At 60.3% G+C, this 19,347-nt stretch carries 14 protein-coding genes; all 14 read right to left on the bottom strand.

Annotation, left to right across the window (positions count from 1 at the left end; translation table 11 throughout):
• Positions 1–8: 8 nt before the first annotated feature.
• Positions 9–806: a transporter substrate-binding domain-containing protein gene (locus tag AB4O01_RS22280; RefSeq protein WP_093430341.1), complete on the bottom strand. Its 798-nt coding sequence runs from the start codon at positions 804–806 to the stop codon at positions 9–11.
• Positions 807–1,183: 377 nt separating this feature from the next.
• Positions 1,184–3,754 (bottom strand): glucans biosynthesis glucosyltransferase MdoH, encoded by a 2,571-nt coding sequence (mdoH, locus tag AB4O01_RS22275; RefSeq protein WP_093430060.1) that lies wholly within the window; start codon positions 3,752–3,754, stop codon positions 1,184–1,186.
• Entirely contained in the window at positions 3,747–5,528 is a 1,782-nt protein-coding gene (locus AB4O01_RS22270) for a glucan biosynthesis protein G (protein ID WP_175559550.1), read from the bottom strand. Before AB4O01_RS22270 ends, mdoH begins: the two co-directional genes overlap by 8 nt.
• Before the next feature lie 350 nt (positions 5,529–5,878).
• On the bottom strand, positions 5,879–6,316 hold the full coding sequence (gene dtd, locus AB4O01_RS22265) for a D-aminoacyl-tRNA deacylase (protein ID WP_007909321.1): 438 nt from the start codon (positions 6,314–6,316) through the stop codon (positions 5,879–5,881).
• Entirely contained in the window at positions 6,313–7,284 is a 972-nt protein-coding gene (gene pip, locus AB4O01_RS22260; protein WP_008080611.1) for a prolyl aminopeptidase, read from the bottom strand. The genes dtd and pip overlap by 4 nt, the downstream gene beginning before the upstream one ends.
• Before the next feature lie 241 nt (positions 7,285–7,525).
• On the bottom strand, positions 7,526–8,329 hold the full coding sequence (gene hutG / locus AB4O01_RS22255) for an N-formylglutamate deformylase (protein WP_093430059.1): 804 nt from the start codon (positions 8,327–8,329) through the stop codon (positions 7,526–7,528).
• A gap of 10 nt (positions 8,330–8,339) precedes the next feature.
• Entirely contained in the window at positions 8,340–9,545 is a 1,206-nt protein-coding gene (gene hutI / locus AB4O01_RS22250; RefSeq protein WP_460089564.1) for an imidazolonepropionase, read from the bottom strand.
• 136 nt (positions 9,546–9,681) lie between these two features.
• Complete coding sequence (gene hutH / locus AB4O01_RS22245) at positions 9,682–11,214, bottom strand: histidine ammonia-lyase (RefSeq protein ID WP_460089562.1); 1,533 nt, start codon at positions 11,212–11,214, stop codon at positions 9,682–9,684.
• A gap of 116 nt (positions 11,215–11,330) precedes the next feature.
• The gene (gene hutH, locus AB4O01_RS22240) at positions 11,331–12,854 is read right to left on the bottom strand and encodes a histidine ammonia-lyase (protein WP_460089561.1); all 1,524 of its coding nucleotides are present in this window, start codon (positions 12,852–12,854) and stop codon (positions 11,331–11,333) included.
• 133 nt (positions 12,855–12,987) lie between these two features.
• Positions 12,988–13,818, bottom strand: a complete 831-nt coding sequence (locus tag AB4O01_RS22235) for a quaternary amine ABC transporter ATP-binding protein (RefSeq protein ID WP_093430055.1) — start codon at positions 13,816–13,818, stop codon at positions 12,988–12,990.
• Positions 13,815–14,666 (bottom strand): ABC transporter permease, encoded by an 852-nt coding sequence (locus tag AB4O01_RS22230; protein WP_007949591.1) that lies wholly within the window; start codon positions 14,664–14,666, stop codon positions 13,815–13,817. Before AB4O01_RS22230 ends, AB4O01_RS22235 begins: the two co-directional genes overlap by 4 nt.
• A gap of 83 nt (positions 14,667–14,749) precedes the next feature.
• Complete coding sequence (locus AB4O01_RS22225; RefSeq protein ID WP_093430054.1) at positions 14,750–15,718, bottom strand: ABC transporter substrate-binding protein; 969 nt, start codon at positions 15,716–15,718, stop codon at positions 14,750–14,752.
• A 69-nt stretch (positions 15,719–15,787) separates the two neighbouring features.
• On the bottom strand, positions 15,788–17,260 hold the full coding sequence (locus AB4O01_RS22220) for a purine-cytosine permease family protein (RefSeq protein ID WP_093430053.1): 1,473 nt from the start codon (positions 17,258–17,260) through the stop codon (positions 15,788–15,790).
• 163 nt (positions 17,261–17,423) lie between these two features.
• Positions 17,424–19,109: a urocanate hydratase gene (gene hutU / locus AB4O01_RS22215; RefSeq protein WP_093430052.1), complete on the bottom strand. Its 1,686-nt coding sequence runs from the start codon at positions 19,107–19,109 to the stop codon at positions 17,424–17,426.
• Between the last annotated feature and the right edge of the window lie 238 nt (positions 19,110–19,347).

The following is a 19,347-nucleotide window of genomic DNA, read 5'->3' as shown; positions in this document are numbered from 1 at the left end:
GACCGGGCTTATTCCATGTCCTTGAGCCACTCGGTGCTCTTGAACCACTTGTCATGGATACGATCGTAGGTGCCGTCTTCGTGGATCTGGTGCAGGAAGTTGTTGATGAAGTTGAGGCTGTCGTAATCGCCCTTCTTCAGACCGAAGGCCAAAGGCTCGTAGGTGAATGGCTTGTCGAGGAACACCAGTTTGCCGGCGCCGACCTTGGTCACCGCAACGACGTTGTACGGCGCGTCGTAGATGAAGGCGTCAGCCTTGCCGTTGACCACGTCGAGCACGGCTTCCTGCTCGTTGTCGTAGCCGTGGTACTTGGCTTTGGAGATGAGCTTCTTGGCGACCATTTCACCGGTGGTGCCAAGCTTGGAGGTGATGCGGTAGTCGGCGCTGTTCAGGTCTTTGTACGACTTGATGGTGCCTTCCAGCTCCTTGCGGATCAGCAGGGTCTGGCCTACAACGATGAACGGTTCGCTGAAGTTCAGGCGCAGGTTACGTTCCTGAGTCAGGGTCATGCCGCTGCCGATCATGTCGAATTTGTCGGTCATCAGCGCCGGGATGATGCCGTCGTAACCGGTGGAAACCAGTTCCAGCTTGACGCCCATGGCCTTGGACATGGCTTTGAGGATGTCGACTTCGAAACCGATGATTTCGCCCCGTTTGTTGGTCATTTCAAACGGCATGTAGGTCGGATCCATACCGACTTTCAACGTGCCGCGCTTGACCGCGTCATCGATTGCGCCAGCCTGCGCCGCATTGACTGCAACCAGTGCCGTGACGCCGACCAGCAGCATCGACAGATACTTCTTCATCTTCAAGTCCCCAAAACCATTGCGTTTGCGGCGCGAAAACCAACAGTGACGGGCAAAAAAGCCCGGGTGCGCCAATTCGGGGACGGATGCTAACGCACTCGTTTTTTTGCACAAGGTTTAATGGACGATTTGTTTAACAATCAAGAGCTACCCCCTCACCCCAGCCCTCTCCCCGAGGGAGAGGGGGCCGATCGGGGGATGCTTCAGAGGTACGCCGACCTGAATCGGATTTGCCGAATCCATAATCGACTCGATGCTTCAGGTCGACGGATAGCGCCAGACACCTCGGTCGGCCCCCTCTCCCTCTGGGAGAGGGCTGGGGTGAGGGGATTTCGGCGGCCATAAAAAAACCCCGCTGAATCAGCGGGGTTTTTTCATCAGGCCGGCTGAGCCTGCAGGCTAACCGGTTGCAACGGCAGCAACGGCGCATGCGGATCGGCCTTCACCGAAGCGCGCCACGCATCCAGCCACTCGGCATGACCTTCGGCCCAGACCTGCTCATGCAGACGCGCCAGCGCCACAGGGTCGCTAAGCAATTGCAGGCGATCATGGTTGTTCAGCCCGGCTGGGCCAACCTTGATCGCGTGGCGCACACGCTCCTGACGCAACCACTCGATCGGCTCGGCCTGACCATGACGGGAAGTCGCCAGCGAGCACGCCAAAGCGTTCTGCTGAGGATCGACCACCGCGCGGACGAAGCCGTCGTTGAGGGCGTGGTAACGGTTTTCGTGGGTGTACTGGTCGGTTGCCAGCAGCGCCTGCGGCGGATTGTATTCCTCAGGGATGAGGAACAGGCTCTCGTCACGAGACTTCAGGCCCAGACCGACACGGCTGGAGATCACCGACACCGGGATCGACAGCATCAGCGAACCGACGATCGGCACCAGCCACCAGAGAAAGCTCGGGTTCAGCCAGATCACCAGCAGCGCCCAGCAGAAACCCAGCAGGGTCTGCGGACCGTGGCGTTTGACCGCTTCGCTCCAAGGCGTCGAGTCGTCGTCACGTTGCGGCGAATTCCAGGTCGCGGCCCAGCCGAGGAACGCGGCGAGGACGAAACGGGTGTGGAAAATCATCCGCACCGGCGCCAGCAGCATGGAGAACAGCATCTCCAGCAGCATCGACAAGGTCACCTTGAACTTGCCGCCGAACTCTTTCGCGCCCTTGGCCCAGATCAGAATGATGCTCAACAGTTTCGGCAGGAACAGCAGCACGATGGTCGTCGAGAACAGCGCGATCGCCTTGTCCGGGTGCCATTGTGGCCACAGCGGATAGAGCTGTCGCGGTTCGAGGAAGTACTGCGGCTCCATCAGCGTGTTCACCGCCAACAGCGCGGTCGACAACACCAGAAAGAAGAACCACAACGGCGCCGACAGGTACGACATTACGCCCGTCAGGAACACCGCACGGTGCACCGGGTGCATGCCTTTAACCAGGAACAGCCGGAAGTTCATCAGGTTACCGTGGCACCAGCGACGGTCACGCTTGAGTTCGTCGAGCAGGTTTGGCGGCAGTTCTTCGTAGCTGCCCGGCAGGTCGTAGGCAATCCACACGCCCCAACCGGCACGGCGCATCAGCGCGGCCTCAACAAAGTCGTGAGACAGGATCGCACCGGAGAACGCACCTTTACCCGGCAACGGCGCCAGGGCGCAGTGGTCGATAAACGGCTTCATGCGGATGATCGCGTTGTGACCCCAGTAATGGGATTCACCCAACTGCCAGAAGTGCAGACCGGCGGTAAACAGCGGGCCGTAAACGCGGGTGGCGAACTGCTGCATGCGCGCATACAGGGTGTCCATGCCCGACGCACGCGGCGCGGTCTGGATGATCCCGGCGTCCGGCGTGGCTTCCATCAAGCGCACCAGACTGGTCAGGCACTCGCCGCTCATCACCGAGTCAGCGTCGAGCACGACCATGTACTTATAGTCACCGCCCCAGCGACGGCAGAAGTCGTCAAGGTTGCCGCTCTTGCGTTTCACACGACGGCGACGACGGCGATAGAAGATCTTGCCGAAGCCTTTGGCTTCGCGGCAGACATCCAGCCAGGCCTGTTGCTCGGCGACACAGATGTCGGTGTCGTTACTGTCGCTGAGAACGAAGAAGTCGAAGCGGTCCAGATCACCGGTGGCAGCGACCGACTCGAACGTCGCCCGCAAACCGGCGAACACACGCGGCACGTCTTCGTTGCAGATCGGCATGACCAGCGCGGTACGCGCGTCTTTGGCAATCGGCTCGTTACCGGCGCTTTTGCCGGAGATACGATATTTATCGTGACCGGTGAGCAACTCGAGGAAGCCCATCAACGCGGTCCAGAAACCCGCCGATACCCAGCAGAACAGAATCCCGAACAGAATCAGGATGCTGGTTTGCAGCGCATACGGCAGCACTTGCGTAGCGGTTTGCAGCAGCGGCTGGTGCAGGACTTCTTCGAGGTCGACGAACGACCAGCCCTGGTACGGCATGATGCCTTTCATGTACCAGCCGGCGACGATGGTCTGGCCAAGCATCAGCAGCAACAGAATGTAGCGACGGATCGAACCGACGGTGCGCCAGCGCGCGGCCGGCAGGACGTTTTCGTCCTTTGGCGGCTGCGGCGGATTGGTGCGACCGGTCATACGGCGCCAGCCACGCACCAGAATATTGGTGCGCCACGGCTCCGGCACGACCTTGGTCCGACGGATCGGCGGCGTTGCCTTCATGCTGACGCGACCGCTGGCGTCGAGCACCAGCATCTCCGCGTCTTCAAGCTCTTCGGCGGTGCTGAGGATCAGGCGCTTGCCCACCGAAGCCTGGGCGGCCTCGGCAGGTGCGTCGAACGTTGAAGACGACAGGCGTTCATGCAGCTCGCTGAACGACTGGCAGCCCGCGAGTTCCGCGCGCTGCTCGTCGGTCATCGGCAGATGCGCCAGATACTCGGACAGAGTCTCTGGCTGTACTTGAGAGTTACTCATCGGCAGGCAACTGATAGCTCCAGGTCTCGGTCAGGACTTCTTCAGTCGGTGCCGATTCCGGTGTGGCTGGGGCCGCGTCCGCAGCGGCTGGCTGCTTGGCGTCTTTATTAGCCTTGTCCTTGGCATCTGCGGCTGGCTTGGCGTCGGCCTGTTTGGCCTCGGCGGCCTTGGCTTCCTTGTCGAGTTTCTCTTGTTGCTTGGCGGCAACCTTGTCGGCCTTGGCAACGGACGAGTTGGACGCCGGCACCGATTTCGCCAGATCAGCAGTCACGACTGGCTGAACCAGGGCGGCACGCATCTCGGTCGACTTGCTCGCATCCTTGATCTTCATGCGCAGGGTCAAGCGCCAGCCTTTGGTTTCCGGGTTGTAGCGCACGCTGTTTTCAACCAGCTCGGCGTTGTCACCAACACTGACCTGACTGCGTACGTCAGCATCCGGAGTCAGTGCAGCCAGCGACGGACCTTCGAAGTCGACCAGGTAGGCAACGCTGCCATCCGGCTGGCGGATCAGGTTCGATTGCTTGACGTCACCGGTCGAACGCAGGGTCTGCGAAACCCAGGCGCTGTCCGGCGCATGAATCGCCGCTTCGTCCATGGTCCAGTGCATGCGGTAGGCGAAGTCCAGCGGCTGACCCGGCTCCGGCATTTTTTCCGGGCTCCAGAACGCAACGATGTTGTCGTTGGTTTCGTCGGCGGTCGGAATTTCTACCAGATCAACGGTGCCTTTGCCCCACTCGCCCTTCGGCTCGATCCAGGCGCTTGGGCGCTTGTCGTAGCGATCGTCGAGGTCTTCGTAGTGACTGAAGTCGCGACCACGCTGCAGCAGACCGAAACCACGCGGGTTCTCGACGCTGAAGTTGCTCACGGCCAGATGTTTCGGGTTGTTCAACGGACGCCAGATCCACTCGCCGTTGCCGGCATGGATCGACAGACCGCTGGAGTCGTGCAGTTCACGACGGTAGTTGAGAACTTTCGACGGCTGGTTGGCGCCGAACAGGAACATGCTGGTCAGCGGTGCGATACCCAGTTTGCCGACCTTGTCACGCAGGAACATCTGCGCTTTGACGTCGACAATGGTGTCGCTGCCCGGACGCAGGATCAGACGGTAGGCACCGGTAGCGCGCGGCGAATCCAGCAGGGCGAAGATCACCAGGTGCTTGTCGCCCGGCTTCGGCTGTTGAATCCAGAACTCGCGAAAACGCGGGAACTCTTCACCCGACGGCAGCGCGGTATCAATCGCCAGGCCACGGGCCGAGAGGCCGTAGGTGTGGCCCTTGCCAACAACGCGGAAGTAACTCGCGCCGAGCATGGTCATGATTTCGTCTTGCTTGTCGGCCTTGTTGATCGGGTACAGCACACGGAAACCGGCATAACCCAGTTGTTCAGTGGCTTTCGGATCGAATTTCAGGTCGCCGAAATCGAAGCGTGTCGGATCGTATTTGATCTCTTCGACGGTGTTCGCTGTGATTTCGTTGATTTTCACCGGTGTATCGAAATGCATACCCTGGTGATAGAAGGACAGTTTGAACGGGGTCTTCTGATCAGCCCACTCAGCCTTTTCGGTGAGGAAGCGGATTTTCTGATAGTCCGCGAACTTCATGTCGCGGAATTCGTTCGGCAGGTTGCTGCGCGGGGCCTCGAACTTCTGCCCGGCCAGCTCTTTGGCCTTGGCCGATACATCGTCAAGATTGAACGCCCAAAGCTGACCGGCGCTGAGCAGGCACAGGAGCGCCGAACCCGCTACCAGGGCACTTCGCATGCGTTTGGCAGACATTTTTGCTGCATTACAGGGACTAACAATCACGAGCAACCCTCGCCGAAAACAGATCAAAAAACCAACGGCCAGATGAAGTGCCTGTGAGGCTTTCGGCAGTGAAAAGCCGACCTTCCAGAGCACCCTTGCCAAGTTGGCGAGCATTGTTCCGACTCCGCTGGGGCAAAATGATTCCCCAATCGGATCCAGACAAGTCTCTACCTAAGTCAAAAATGAATCAGCGAACGCTGATCCCAGTGCGCGCGATTATCTAGTAGCCCGCATGACAACGCATCAGGGGTAACAAAGTATTTATCGCGAAAACACCCTAAAAACAGTCGAAATTTCCTAAAAAGGTGTTTCAAGCGCTTTCAGGTCTGTAACAAAAAGGTAACCGGGCCATCGTTGACCAAATGCACCTGCATATCGGCGCCGAATCTACCTGATGCCACAGTGCCATGCACCTGTTTCGCACTGCTCAATAGATAGTCGAACAATTCCTCGCCTAAGGCTGGAGGCGCGGCCGTCGAAAAGCTCGGGCGCAACCCGCTTTTGGTATCGGCCGCGAGGGTGAACTGCGAGACCAGCAGCAACCCACCGCCGACATCGGCGAGGGACAAGTTCATCTTGCCCTCCGCGTCACTGAATACCCGATAGTTAAGCAGTTTATGCAGAAGTTTGTCGGCACTGGTACGCGTGTCGTCGGGTTCGACCGCCACCAGCACCAGCAAACCGTGATCTACCGCGCCAACCACCTCGCCGGCGACTTCAACCCGCGCACCGCGTACGCGCTGTAACAGCCCCTTCATGCTTCTTCAGGCGGCAGGTCGAGCAGGCGTCGAGCCATGTTGCCCGCGGCGCGTACCAGTGCATCGGTGATGCCCGGTTCAGAGGCCGCGTGGCCGGCATCACGGATCACCTGCAGTTCGCTGTTCGGCCAGGCCTGGTGCAATTCCCAGGCGTTGTCGAGCGGGCAAATCACGTCGTAACGGCCGTGAATGATCACACCCGGCAAATGGGCGATCTTGCCCATGTCGCGGATCAGCTGGTTCGGCTCAAGAAAGGCATTGTTGGTGAAGTAATGGCACTCGATCCGCGCAATCGACAGCGCGCGCTGCGGCTCGGAGAAACGATCGACCACCAGCGGGTTCGGCCGCAGGGTCGCGGTGCGCCCTTCCCAGGTCGACCAGGCTTTGGCCGCGTGCATCTGGGCGATCTGGTCGTTGCCGGTCAGACGTTTGTGGAAAGCGCTGAGCAAGTCATCGCGCTCGTCCAGCGGAATTGGCGCGATGTAGTCCTGCCAGTAATCAGGGAACAGACGGCTGGCCCCCGCCTGATAGAACCATTCGATTTCCTGCGGGCGGCAGAGAAAGATCCCGCGCAGGATCAGACCGTGCACACGTTCCGGGTGGGTTTGTGCGTAAGCCAGCGCCAGGGTCGAACCCCACGAACCGCCAAACAGCACCCATTTATCGATGCCCAGGTGTTTGCGGATGCGCTCAAGGTCGGCGACCAGATCCCAAGTGGTGTTGTTTTCCAGGCTGGCGTGCGGCGTGGAGCGTCCGCAACCACGCTGGTCGAAGGTGACAATGCGATAGAGGTTCGGATCGAAATAGCGACGGCTCTGCGCGTCGCAACCGGCGCCGGGGCCGCCATGGATGAACACAACCGGCAAACCCTCCGGTGAACCGCTTTCGTCGACGTACAGCGTATGGGTGTCATCGACAGCCAGATCGTGCCGGGCGTGAGGTTTGATCTGCGGAAACAAAGTCTGCATTGCGCGCTCCGTAAGGGGTCGAGGTCATCCCTGGGGGGACTTCTATTATTCTGCCGTTGGGCATCATAAACCCGATTTACGTCAATGAGCATGCTCCAGAGCAGTCACCGTTTGTCAGCCGTAAACTTCGCAGGCTGTCGGCCATCCTGTGGGAGCGAGCCTGCTCGCGAATGCGGTGTGTCATTCAACGTAGATGTTGGCTGAACGGACGCCTTCGCGAGCAGGCTCGCTCCCACAGGGGTTACGCGGCGTAGTGAGATTTTGCCCACGCCAGATAGCCCTGCAGCAACTCCTTGAGCACCACCTGCGTCGGCTCGGCCAGATCGGCGCGATAGCGGAACGGTTCGAACTCTTCCATGTAGGTGCTCTGGCACAACTCCAGTTGCACGGCGTGGATGTTCTCGGCCGGGTTGCCGTAATGACGGGTGATGTGGCCACCCTTGAAGCGTCCGTTGAGCACGTGGCTGTATTGGTCGTGACGCGCGCAGATCGCTTCAAGTTGCGTGGCCAATTGCGGATCACAACTGGCGCCGTTGAAGGTGCCGAGGTTGAAGTCCGGTAGTTTGCCGTCGAACAGGTGCGGGATGATCGAGCGGATCGAGTGCGCGTCGAACAGCAGCGCGTAGCCGAATTCGGCTTTCAATCGCGCCAGTTCTTCCTGAAGCGTGCGGTGGTACGGCGTCCAGATCTGTTCCAGGTAAGTTGCGCGCTCTTCTTTCGACGGCTCGTGCCCTTCGCGGAACAACGGGATGCCATCGAACAGCGTCGCAGGGTACAGACCGGTGGTGGCACCGGCGTACAGCGGTTTGTCGTCGGACGGACGATTCAGGTCAATCACAAAACGCGAATACTCGGCGGCCAAGGTGCTGGCGCCCAGTTCTTCAGCAAAGTCGTAAAGCTGGGGGATATGCCAGTCAGTGTCCGGCAGGCTTTTCGCGTCCGGGATCAGCCCGGCCGCCACCGCCGGGGTCAGGCGCACGCCGGCATGCGGCATGCTGATCAGCAGCGGCACGCGACCTTGTTTGAAATTCAGAACCTTATCCACAACCGCTCTCCTACAGACTTGATTCGACGCCGTGACGGACGACGCGTTTGTCCAGATCGCCACCCAGCCAATAAGCCAGATCCGCCGGACGATCAATGTGCCAGGCAACGAAATCCGCGACCTTGCCGACTTCCAGCGAACCGTGGGTGTCGGCCATGCCCAGCGCTTGTGCGGCGTGAATGGTCGCGCCGGCCAGGGCTTCTTCCGGGGTCATGCGCAAACAAATGCAGGCCATGTTCAGCATCAGGCGCAGCGACAGCGCCGGCGAGGTGCCGGGGTTGAGATCGCTGGCAATGGCGATCTTCACCTTGTGCTTGCGCAGGGCGTCCATCGGCGGCAATTGGGTTTCACGCAGGAAGTAGAATGCGCCCGGCAGCAGCACCGCGACGGTGTCGGCTTCGGCCATGGCGATGGCGTCGGCTTCGTCCATGAATTCCAGGTGATCGGCGGACAGCGCCTTATAGCGCGCGGCGAGGCTGGAGCCGTGCAGCGACGACAGTTGCTCGGCGTGCAGTTTCACCGGCAGGCCGAGTTTTTGTGCGGCGATGAACACACGCTCGACCTGCTCTGGCGAGAACGCCAGGTATTCGCAGAAAGCGTCCACGGCGTCGACCAGCCCTTCGGCAGCCAGCGCGGGGAGCATCTCCGTGCAGATCAGATCGATGTAATCGTCGGCGCGATCCTTGTATTCCGGCGGCAACGCGTGGGCCGCCAGGCAGGTGCTGCGCACGCTGATCGGCAACTCCTTGGCCAGACGCCGGATGACCCGAAGAATCTTGCGTTCGCTGGCCAGATCGAGACCGTAACCAGACTTCATTTCAACCGTGGTCACGCCGTCACGCATCAGGCTTTTCAGGCGTTTGGCGGCGCTGGCAAACAGTTCGTCTTCAGTGGCTTCGCGAGTCGCACGCACGGTGCTGGCAATGCCGCCGCCGGATGCCGCGATTTCCGCGTAGCTGACACCTTGCAGACGTTTTTCGAATTCACCGCTGCGGTTGCCACCGAACACCGTGTGGGTGTGGCAGTCGATCAGACCGGGGGTGACCCAGGCGCCTTGCAAGTCGTTGACCGCCGGGTATTCGCCGGACGGCAATTGATTGCGCGGGCCGATCCACTCGATGTGCGCACCGGACGTCACGATGGCTGCATCTTCGATGATCGAGTAGACGCCCTGCGCCATGGTTGCGACGTGGCAGTGTTGCCAGAGGGTTTTCACTGTTGGCCTCCGTTGGGGTTGGTGATCGTTCCCACGCTCTGCGTGGGAATGCAGCCCGTGACGCTCCGCGTCACTGGACGCGGAGCGTCCCTTGAGGCATTCCCACGCAGAGCGTGGGAACGATCAGTGTGTAGGGTTAAAGGCTAGGCAAAAGCTTCGCCGAAACCAGCTCAGTCAAACACCGCGAAGCCAGCAGTTCAGTCGCCGCATTGATGTCCGGCGCAAAGAACCGATCCTTCTCATAAAACGGCACTTCCTTGCGCAAAATCGCCCGCGCCTGTTCCAGCTTCGCCGAAGTCTTCAGACCGTTACGCAGATCCAGACCCTGCACCGCCGCCAGCCATTCCACCGCGAGAATCCCACGGGTGTTTTCAGCCATTTCCCACAGCCGCTTGCCGGCCGCCGGGGCCATCGATACATGGTCTTCCTGGTTGGCCGAAGTCGGCAAACTGTCCACCGAGTGTGGATGCGACAACGCCTTGTTCTCGCTGGCCAGCGCCGCAGCGGTCACCTGAGCAATCATGAAGCCGGAGTTCACCCCACCATTGGCGACGAGGAACGGCGGCAGTTGCGACATGTGTTTATCCATCATCAGCGAAATACGACGCTCGCTCAGCGAGCCGATTTCGGCGATAGCCAGCGCCATGTTGTCAGCGGCCATGGCCACCGGTTCGGCGTGGAAGTTGCCCCCGGAAATCACGTCGCCTTCAGCGGCAAACACCAACGGGTTGTCGGAAACGGCGTTGGCTTCAACAACCAAAACCTCTGCGGCCTGACGGAACTGGGTCAGGCAAGCGCCCATGACTTGCGGCTGGCAGCGCAACGAATACGGATCCTGAACCTTTTCGCAGTTCTGGTGCGAGTCGGAGACTTCACTGCGTTCACCGAGCAGATCGCGGTAAGCGGCAGCAGCGTCGATCTGACCTTTCTGGCCACGAGCCGCGTGAATGCGTGCATCGAACGGCGAACGCGAACCCAATACCGCTTCAACCGTCAGACCGCCCAGCGCCAGTGCACCAGCGAACAAATCTTCACCTTCAAACAGACCACGCAACGCAAACGCGGTGGAGACCTGAGTGCCGTTGAGCAGCGCCAGGCCTTCTTTCGCGGCCAGCGTCAGCGGGGTCAGGCCAGCAACTTTCAGCGCTTCGGTGGCTTCCATCCACTCGCCCTTATAGCGCGCCTTGCCCTCACCGAGCAGCACCAGCGACATGTGCGCCAACGGCGCCAGATCGCCCGAAGCACCTACCGAACCTTTCAACGGAATGTGCGGATAAACCTCGGCGTTGATCAGCGCGATCAGCGCATCGATCACCACTCGGCGAATGCCGGAGAAACCACGGCTGAGACTGTTGACCTTGAGCACCATGATCAGCCGCACCAGCTCATCGCTGATCGGCTGACCGACACCCGCAGCGTGGGACAACACCAGCGAGCGCTGCAGATTCTCGAGGTCTTCGCTGGCAATGCGGGTCGAGGCCAGCAGGCCGAAACCGGTGTTGATGCCGTAGGCGGTGCGATTCTCGGCGAGGATCTGCTCGACGCAGGCAACACTGGCTTCGATCTGCTGCGATGCGCTGTTATCGAGAGTCAGCTTGACCGGGTTCTGGTAGACGTCACGCAATTGGGCCAGGCTCAGTTGGCCGGGAATCAGGTTCAGCGCAGTCATTTTGTGCTCCTTTTGAGAGTTTGTTATTAACTCGCCAGACGCTCCGGAGATGTCCGTTGTCCGTCGCGTCTCGCCTTTTGGGGAGTCGCGCCTTGGCACGCTGGCGTGGGTATTGGTCAGTGCAAATTCGGTAAAACGTTGTGCGGCAAATTCGTGTTTTTCAACACGCTCGCAGCGGCAGCGATGTCCGGCGCCAGCCAGCGATCCTGATCGTAGGCCGGGACTTTTTCGCGTAGCAGTCGCCAAGCGATATCGGTGCCCACGCCAAAGCGCTGTTCCTTGAGGAATTCAAACGCCTGCGCCGCCAGCAGGTACTCAATGGCGAGAATCTGCGTGCAGTTTTCCAGCGCGCGATGCAGCTTGAGCGCGGCGTTGGTGCCCATGCTCAAGTGATCTTCCTGCAGGCCCGAAGTGATGTAGTTATCGAGTACCGCCGGTTGCGCCAATTGGCGGTTTTCCGCACACAGCGATGCGGCGACGTATTGGACGATCATCATCCCGGAGTTCACCCCCGGATTGGCCACCAGAAACGCCGGCAGACCGCTGACGTGCGGGTTCACCAAACGGTCGAGGCGACGCTCGGCAATCGAGCCGATTTCGGCCATGGCAATCGCCAGCAGATCGGCTGCCATTGCCACCGACTGACCGTGCGGGTTGGCTTGCGACATCACCCGGAAATTGTCCGGCGTGCCCAGCAGGAGCGGGTTATCAGTGCAGCCGTTGAGTTCGGCCTCGACCTGTTTGATCGCATGGTCGAGTTGATCACGCGCAGCACCGTGTACCTGCGGGATCGAACGGATGCTCAGCGCATCCTGAGTACGGATGCCCTTGCTCGACGCGATCACCTCACTGCCATCGAGCAAGGCGCGCAGATTGATACCCACTTGCTGCATGCCCGGGTGCGGTTTCAGCGCGATGATCTCAGCGTCGAACGCATCGATCTGGCCGCGCTGGGCTTCAAAACTCATTGCGCCGATGACGTCGGCCCATTGCACCAACCGCGTTGCGTCGGCAATCGCCAGACAGCTGAGGCCGGTCATGCACGGCGTGCCGTTGACCAGGCACAAACCGTCCTTTGCACCCAGCTGCACCGGTTTCAAGCCTTCTTCTGCCAATGCCTGTTGCGCCGAGGTGATCTGGCCGCGATAGCTGACGTGACCGACGCCGAGCAACGCGATGCCGATGTGCGCCATGTGCGTCAGATAACCCACCGAACCTTGCGACGGCACTTGCGGGGTAATACCGCGATTGAGCAGCGCCAGCAGGCCTTCGACGACCCGGCGATGGATGCCGGATTTGCCGTGGCTGTAGTTGTGAATCGCCGCGCAGATGATCGCGCGTGTCTGCTCGTCGGCGAGCACCGGGCCGACGCCGCAAGCGTGACTGAGCAGGGTGTTGCGCGAGAGTTGACTGAGTTGTTCGTCTTTAAGCGATACGTTGGACAAACCGCCCAGGCCGGTGTTGACGCCATAGGCACGTTCGCCGCTTTCGACGATGCGCTGGACGATGCCTTGGGCGTTTTCGATGCACGCCCAGGTGTCGCTGGACAGCTCAAGTTGAGCGCCGTGACGAGCGACGGCGACCACGTCCTGCCAACGCAAGGGGCTGCCTGTGATAACGATTTTTTCAGCCTGGGACATCTAAAACCTCAACCGTAATATTGATGCAGCTCTGCCGGCCCTTTCGCGAGCAAGCTCGCTCCCACATTGGAATGCAGTCTCCTGTGGGAGCGAGCTTGCTCGCGAAGGGGCCGGCAGCCTCACCGCAAGTCTGTTAAACCACCGCCGCCCGCCGCTGCACAAACCGGTCAACGTACTCATCAGCCGGCGAATGCAGGATCTCTCTCGGCGTACCAACCTGAATCAACTTCCCATCCTTGAGAATCGCAATGCGGTTGCCGATACGCACCGCCTCATCGAGGTCGTGAGTGATGAAGACGATGGTCTTGTGCAGGGTCTTTTGCAGTTCCAGCAACTGGTCCTGCATTTCCGCCCGGATCAGTGGATCCAGCGCACTGAACGCCTCATCCATGAGGATGATGTCGGTGTCCGCCGCCAAGGCTCGAGCCAGGCCGACACGCTGGCGCATGCCGCCAGAGAGCTGGTGCGGATATTTGTTTTCGTAGCCTTTGAGCCCCACGGTGTTGATCCAGTGCAGCGCGCGTTCCGAGCACATTTGCTTGCTCTCGCCACGCACTTTCAGGCCGTAGGCGACGTTGTCGAGCACGCTCTTGTGCGGCAGCAGGCCGAAGCTCTGGAACACCATGCTGATCTTGTGCCGGCGAAATTCGCGCAGGGCGTCCATGTCGTATTGCAGGATGTCCACGCCGTCGACGAGGATCGCGCCGCTGGTCGGGTCGATCAGCCGGTTGAAGTGGCGCACCAGCGTCGACTTGCCCGAGCCGGACAGGCCCATGATCACGAAGATCTCGCCGGTACCGATGCTCAGCGACAGATCGTTCACGCCGACCACGCAACCGGTCTCGCTCAGCACCTGATCCTTGGTCTTGCCCTGGCCGACCATCGCCAGTGCGTCCTTGGCCCGGTTGCCGAAAATCTTGAAGACGTTTTTGACTTCGATCTTGCTCACGGTTGCGTTGCTCATTTGCTCACCTCATGCCGTGGCCGACCGTACGCCTGAGTAATGCGGTCGATGACCACTGCGAGAATCACGATCGCCAGACCGGCTTCGAGGCCACGCCCGACATTGAGGGTCTGAATCCCCACCAGCACATCTTCACCCAGACCTCGGGCACCGATCATCGAAGCGATCACTACCATCGACAGGGCCATCATGGTGGTCTGGTTGATCCCGGCCATGATGCTTGGCAGGGCCAGCGGCAATTGCACGCCGAACAGTTGCTGCCAGCGGTTGGCGCCGAACGCGTTGATCGCTTCCATCACTTCGCCGTCGACCTGGCGAATACCCAGATCAGTCAGGCGAATCAGCGGCGGCGCGGCGTAGATTACCGTGGCGAAAATCGCCGGGACCTTGCCCAGACCGAACAGCATCAGCACCGGGATCAGGTACACGAAACTCGGCATGGTCTGCATGATGTCGAGCAGCGGCATCAGCACCGAACGCAGGCGATTGCTGCGCGCCGAGAGAATCCCCAGCGGGATGCCGATCAGCACCGAAATGATCGTCGCGACCATCATCAGCGCCAGTGTCTGCATCAGCTTGTCCCACAGGCCAACGGCGCCGACGAGGAACAGCAGACCGACGATGACCGCCGTGGTCACCACTTTGCGCGTGGCGTGCCAGGCGACGACACCGACGATCGCCAGCATCAACCACCACGGCGCCGCACGCAGCAGGCCTTCGAGGTTGACGATGGCCCAGAGCAGGGTGTCGGAGATGTGGCGGAACACATCACCGTAGTTGGTGACCAGCGAATCGACCCAACCGTTGACCCAGTCGGCGATGGAAAAGGTAAAGCTTTCGGGAAACATAAGCGGCTCTCAATCAGAAATCTCAATCAAGCGATTACGGCATATCTCCCGGCCAGCCTCACGGTTGACCGGGAGGTATCGACCTACAGCGCCGCGTCGATTTTCTTGGCTGCGTCTGCACTGACCCACGCATGCCAGACCTCAGGATGTTCCTTGAGGAAGATTTTCGCCAGTTTTGGCGACTCGATACGTTCCTTGGCCATGCGGCCCAGGTTCTGGTTCAGCAGGTCGATCGGCAGGTTGACCTTTTCCAGCACGGCGACCAGTTCCGGGGCCTCGTCGTGGAAGGTTTTCGACAGACCGACCTTGATGCTTACGGTCTTGTCGACGCCGGGTTTTTCTTCCAGTTTCACCGCGTCGATCTGGCCCATCAGCGGGGTTGGCGACCAGTAGTAGAACAGGATCGGCTCGCCGCGCTTGTAGCTCGACAGCACCGCCGCATCGAGCGCCGGGCCGGTGCCCGGACGGAAGTTGGTGTAACTGCTTTCCAGACCGTAGCTTTTGAGCATTTCGCTGTTGTCCAGCTCGCAGGTCCAACCGGCCGGGCAGTTATAGAAACGGCCCTTGGATGGCTCTTCGGCGTCCTTGAACACGGCGGCGTATTTGCCCAGATCGGCGATGTTTTTCAGGTCTGGGGCTTTGGCTTCCAGCTTGCGTTTGGCGTCGCCTTCGATCACGTATCGCGGCACATACCAACCTTCCACGGCGCCGACGATCGGCGCACCGACACCGACGACCTTGCCGGCCTTCTCGGCCTTGTTCCAGACCTCGCTGCGGCCGACCCACTCTTCGGCGAACACTTGAATATCGTTGCTGCTCAAGGCGTTCTCCATGGTGATGGAGTTGCCCGGCAGGCTGTCGGTCTTGCAGTCGTAACCTTTTTCCAGCACCACTTGCAGCACGTCGGTCAGCAGCATGCCGCTTTCCCAGTTCAGGCCGGCGAACTTCACCGGTTTGCCCGATTCGCACCAGCCAGCGGCTTGGGTCGCACCGGCACTGGCCAGCAGGCCCATGGACAGCAGTGTGGTGAGCAGGGTCTTGTTCGATTTCATTGTTTCGACGCTCCTAATCATGAATTGGCTTACGGCAGTCAAGAGGCATCCAGCCCTGTCCACGTCCAATCAGGCCTGCGCCGCAGCGCGCCCGGCCCCACTTTTTTCAGGTGGTACAACGCTGTTCTGCTCGACCGGCAGAATCAGTTGATCAGGTACCGCGCTGTGCCATTTTTTTGCACACACGTAGTAGACGGCAGCCGGCAGCACCAGACCGATGATCCAGGAAATGTCCACATCACCGAGGGCCGCCACCAGCGGGCCGGTGTAGAACTTGGTGGAGATGAACGGCAACTGCACCAGCACGCCGAACACATAGACGCTGATGCCGAGCAGGTTCCAGCGCCCGTAGCGACCGTTCGGATTGGCCAGCGCCGGCACGTCATAGCGCTCGCGGGTGATGCAGTAGTAATCCACCAGGTTGATCGCGCTCCACGGTGTGAAGAACGCGAGCAGGAACAGGATGAAAGACTTGAACGCACCGAGGAACGAGTGCTGACCAAGCAGCGCAATCAGGGTCGCTGCGCCGACAATCACCAGCACAAACACCAGACGCTGCATGCGCGTAACGGTCAGGTGGCCTTTGAAACCACTGATGATGGTCGCGATGCACATGAAGCTGCCGTAGGAGTTCAGCGTCGAGATGGTCACCTTGCCGAACGCGATGCTGAAGTACAGCAGCGCGGCGGTGGCACCGGTGCCGCCCAGACCGACGATGTAAGCAACTTCATGACCGGCGAACTGGCCGTTGGCCGAAGCCGCAGCGAACACGCCGAGGATCATCGCCACTTGCGCGCCGACCACTGAACCAGCACCGGCGGCGAAGAAGGTTTTTACCGCCGAGGTGTTGCTCGGCAGGTAACGGGAATAGTCAGCCACGTAGGGGCCGAAAGCGATCTGCCAGGAGGCCGCGAGCGACACCGCGAGGAGGAAGCTGCTCCAGCTGAAATGACGGATTTGCAGGAGTGCGCCGACGTCGGTCTGGCTCATCAGGCGCCAGAACAGGAAGACGAAAGCGATCACGCCAATCACGCTGGCAACACGGCCGATCCAGTGGATCACCCGATAACCGAGCACCGTCACCAACACGATGACGCTGGCAAAAATCAGGATGCCGACGCTGTCACTGACGTTAAACAACTGGCCCAACGCTTGACCGGAAAGCACGGTGCCCGTCGCGGTGAAACCCAGGTACATCAGGCACACCAGCACGATCGGGATTGCCGCGCCATACACACCAAACTGCACACGGCTGGAGATCATCTGCGGCAGACCCAGTTTAGGCCCTTGCGCAGCGTGCAGCGCCATCACCCCGCCGCCGAGCAATTGACCGATCAACAAACCAATCAACGACCAGAACACATCACCGCCCAGCACCACGGCCAGGGCCCCAGTGACAATCGCGGTGATTTGCAGATTCGCACCCATCCACAGGGTGAACTGGCTAAACAGACGACCGTGTCTTTCCGCTTCCGGGATGTAGTCGATCGAACGCCTCTCGATCAACGGTTTGTTGCCTGCACGATCGGTGTTAACAGCCATGATTCAACCTCTGTGGATTGTTTTAATAGTTCACTGAGCTTCGGTAGTGCTGCTTTTCTGTGGGAGCGAGCTTGCTCGCGAATAGGCCAGCACAGTCAACATCTGTGCTGGCTGACAGATTGCTTTCGCGAGCAAGCTCGCTCCCACATAAAGCCAAAGCGTGTTACTTACCGCCGGTAATCATCGGCAGGTTCAGCCCCTGTTCCTTGGCGCAGTCGATGGCGATCTGGTAACCGGCATCGGCGTGACGCATGACACCGGTGGCCGGGTCGTTGTGCAGTACGCGCGCAATACGCTCGGCCGCTTCGTCCGTACCGTCGCAAACAATCACCATGCCCGAGTGCTGCGAGAAGCCCATGCCGACGCCGCCGCCGTGGTGCAGGGAAACCCAGGTCGCGCCGCTCGCGGTGTTCAACAGAGCGTTGAGCAGTGGCCAGTCGGACACAGCGTCGGAACCGTCCTGCATCGATTCGGTTTCACGGTTCGGGCTAGCGACCGAGCCGGAGTCGAGGTGATCGCGACCGATCACGATCGGTGCCGACAATTCGCCGCTGCGGACCATCTCGTTGAAGGCCAGACCGAGCTTGGCGCGCAGGCCCAGGCCGACCCAGCAGATACGGGCCGGCAGACCCTGGAAGCTGATGCGCTCGCGGGCCATGTCCAGCCAGTTGTGCAGGTGCGCGTCGTCGGGGATCAGCTCTTTGACCTTGGCGTCGGTTTTGTAGATGTCTTGCGGATCGCCCGACAGCGCCGCCCAACGGAACGGGCCGATGCCACGGCAGAACAGCGGACGGATGTAGGCCGGTACGAAACCCGGAAAGTCGAAGGCGTTTTCGACGCCTTCTTCCTGCGCCATCTGACGGATGTTGTTGCCGTAGTCGAAGGTCGGAATGCCTTGCTTCTGGAATTCCAGCATCGCTTTGACGTGCACCGCCATCGACTGCTTGGCGGCTTTGATCACAGCGGCCGGTTCGGTCTTGGCGCGGGCGCGGTATTCGTCCCAGGTCCAGCCCGCCGGCAGGTAACCGTTGAGCGGATCGTGGGCGCTGGTCTGGTCGGTGACCATGTCCGGGCGTACGCCGCGCTTGACCAGTTCCGGGAGGATTTCTGCGGCGTTACCCAGCAGCGCGATGGAAATCGCTTTACCTTCTTTGGTGTATTTGTCGATGCGCGCCAGGGCGTCGTCGAGGTCTTTGGCCTGCTCGTCGACGTAACGGCTTTTCAGGCGGAAATCGATGCTGACTTGTTGGCATTCGATGTTCAGCGAGCAAGCGCCGGCGAGGGTTGCCGCCAGAGGTTGTGCGCCGCCCATGCCACCGAGGCCAGCGGTCAACACCCACTTGCCGGTGAGGTTGTCGTTGTAGTGCTGGCGACCGGCTTCAACGAAGGTTTCGTAGGTGCCTTGAACGATGCCCTGGCTGCCGATGTAGATCCAGCTGCCCGCGGTCATCTGGCCGTACATGGCCAGGCCTTTGGCGTCGAGCTCATTGAAGTGTTCCCAGCTCGCCCAGTGCGGGACGAGGTTGGAGTTGGCGATGAGTACACGCGGGGCGTTGCTGTGGGTCTTGAACACGCCGACCGGCTTGCCGGATTGCACCAGCAGGGTCTCGTCGTCATTCAGGTTGGTCAGGCTCTCGACGATTTTGTCGTAGCACTCCCAGTTACGCGCGGCGCGACCGATACCACCGTAAACCACCAGCTCTTTCGGGTTCTCGGCGACTTCCGGGTCAAGGTTGTTCATCAGCATGCGCAGCGGCGCTTCAGTCAGCCAGCTCTTGGCGGTCAGCTTATTACCGCGGGCAGCGCGGATCTCGACGTTACGAAACTTTGTAGGCTTATTGTCAGTCACGAAAAAGACTCCTCAGCGATCAATTCAAACCAACCCTGGCAGTGGGCAAGCAGCCTGTGCGCTTCGCTGCGCGACAAGCGAATCAGTGGACGCTGCGGAGAGTCTCGAGCGACTCATACGCATACGTCTTTACTTGTACATACAAGCATATGCAATCAAGCGGCCAACTTGTTGGAGGGGTGTTCAAGAAAAATCCTGGGCACGGCTGGAGGGCGCCTGAATCAAGGGTTCGGGCGTG

The organism is Pseudomonas sp. S2_E02 (genome assembly GCF_054668355.1).
This window is presented reverse-complemented; position numbering and strand designations above follow the sequence as displayed.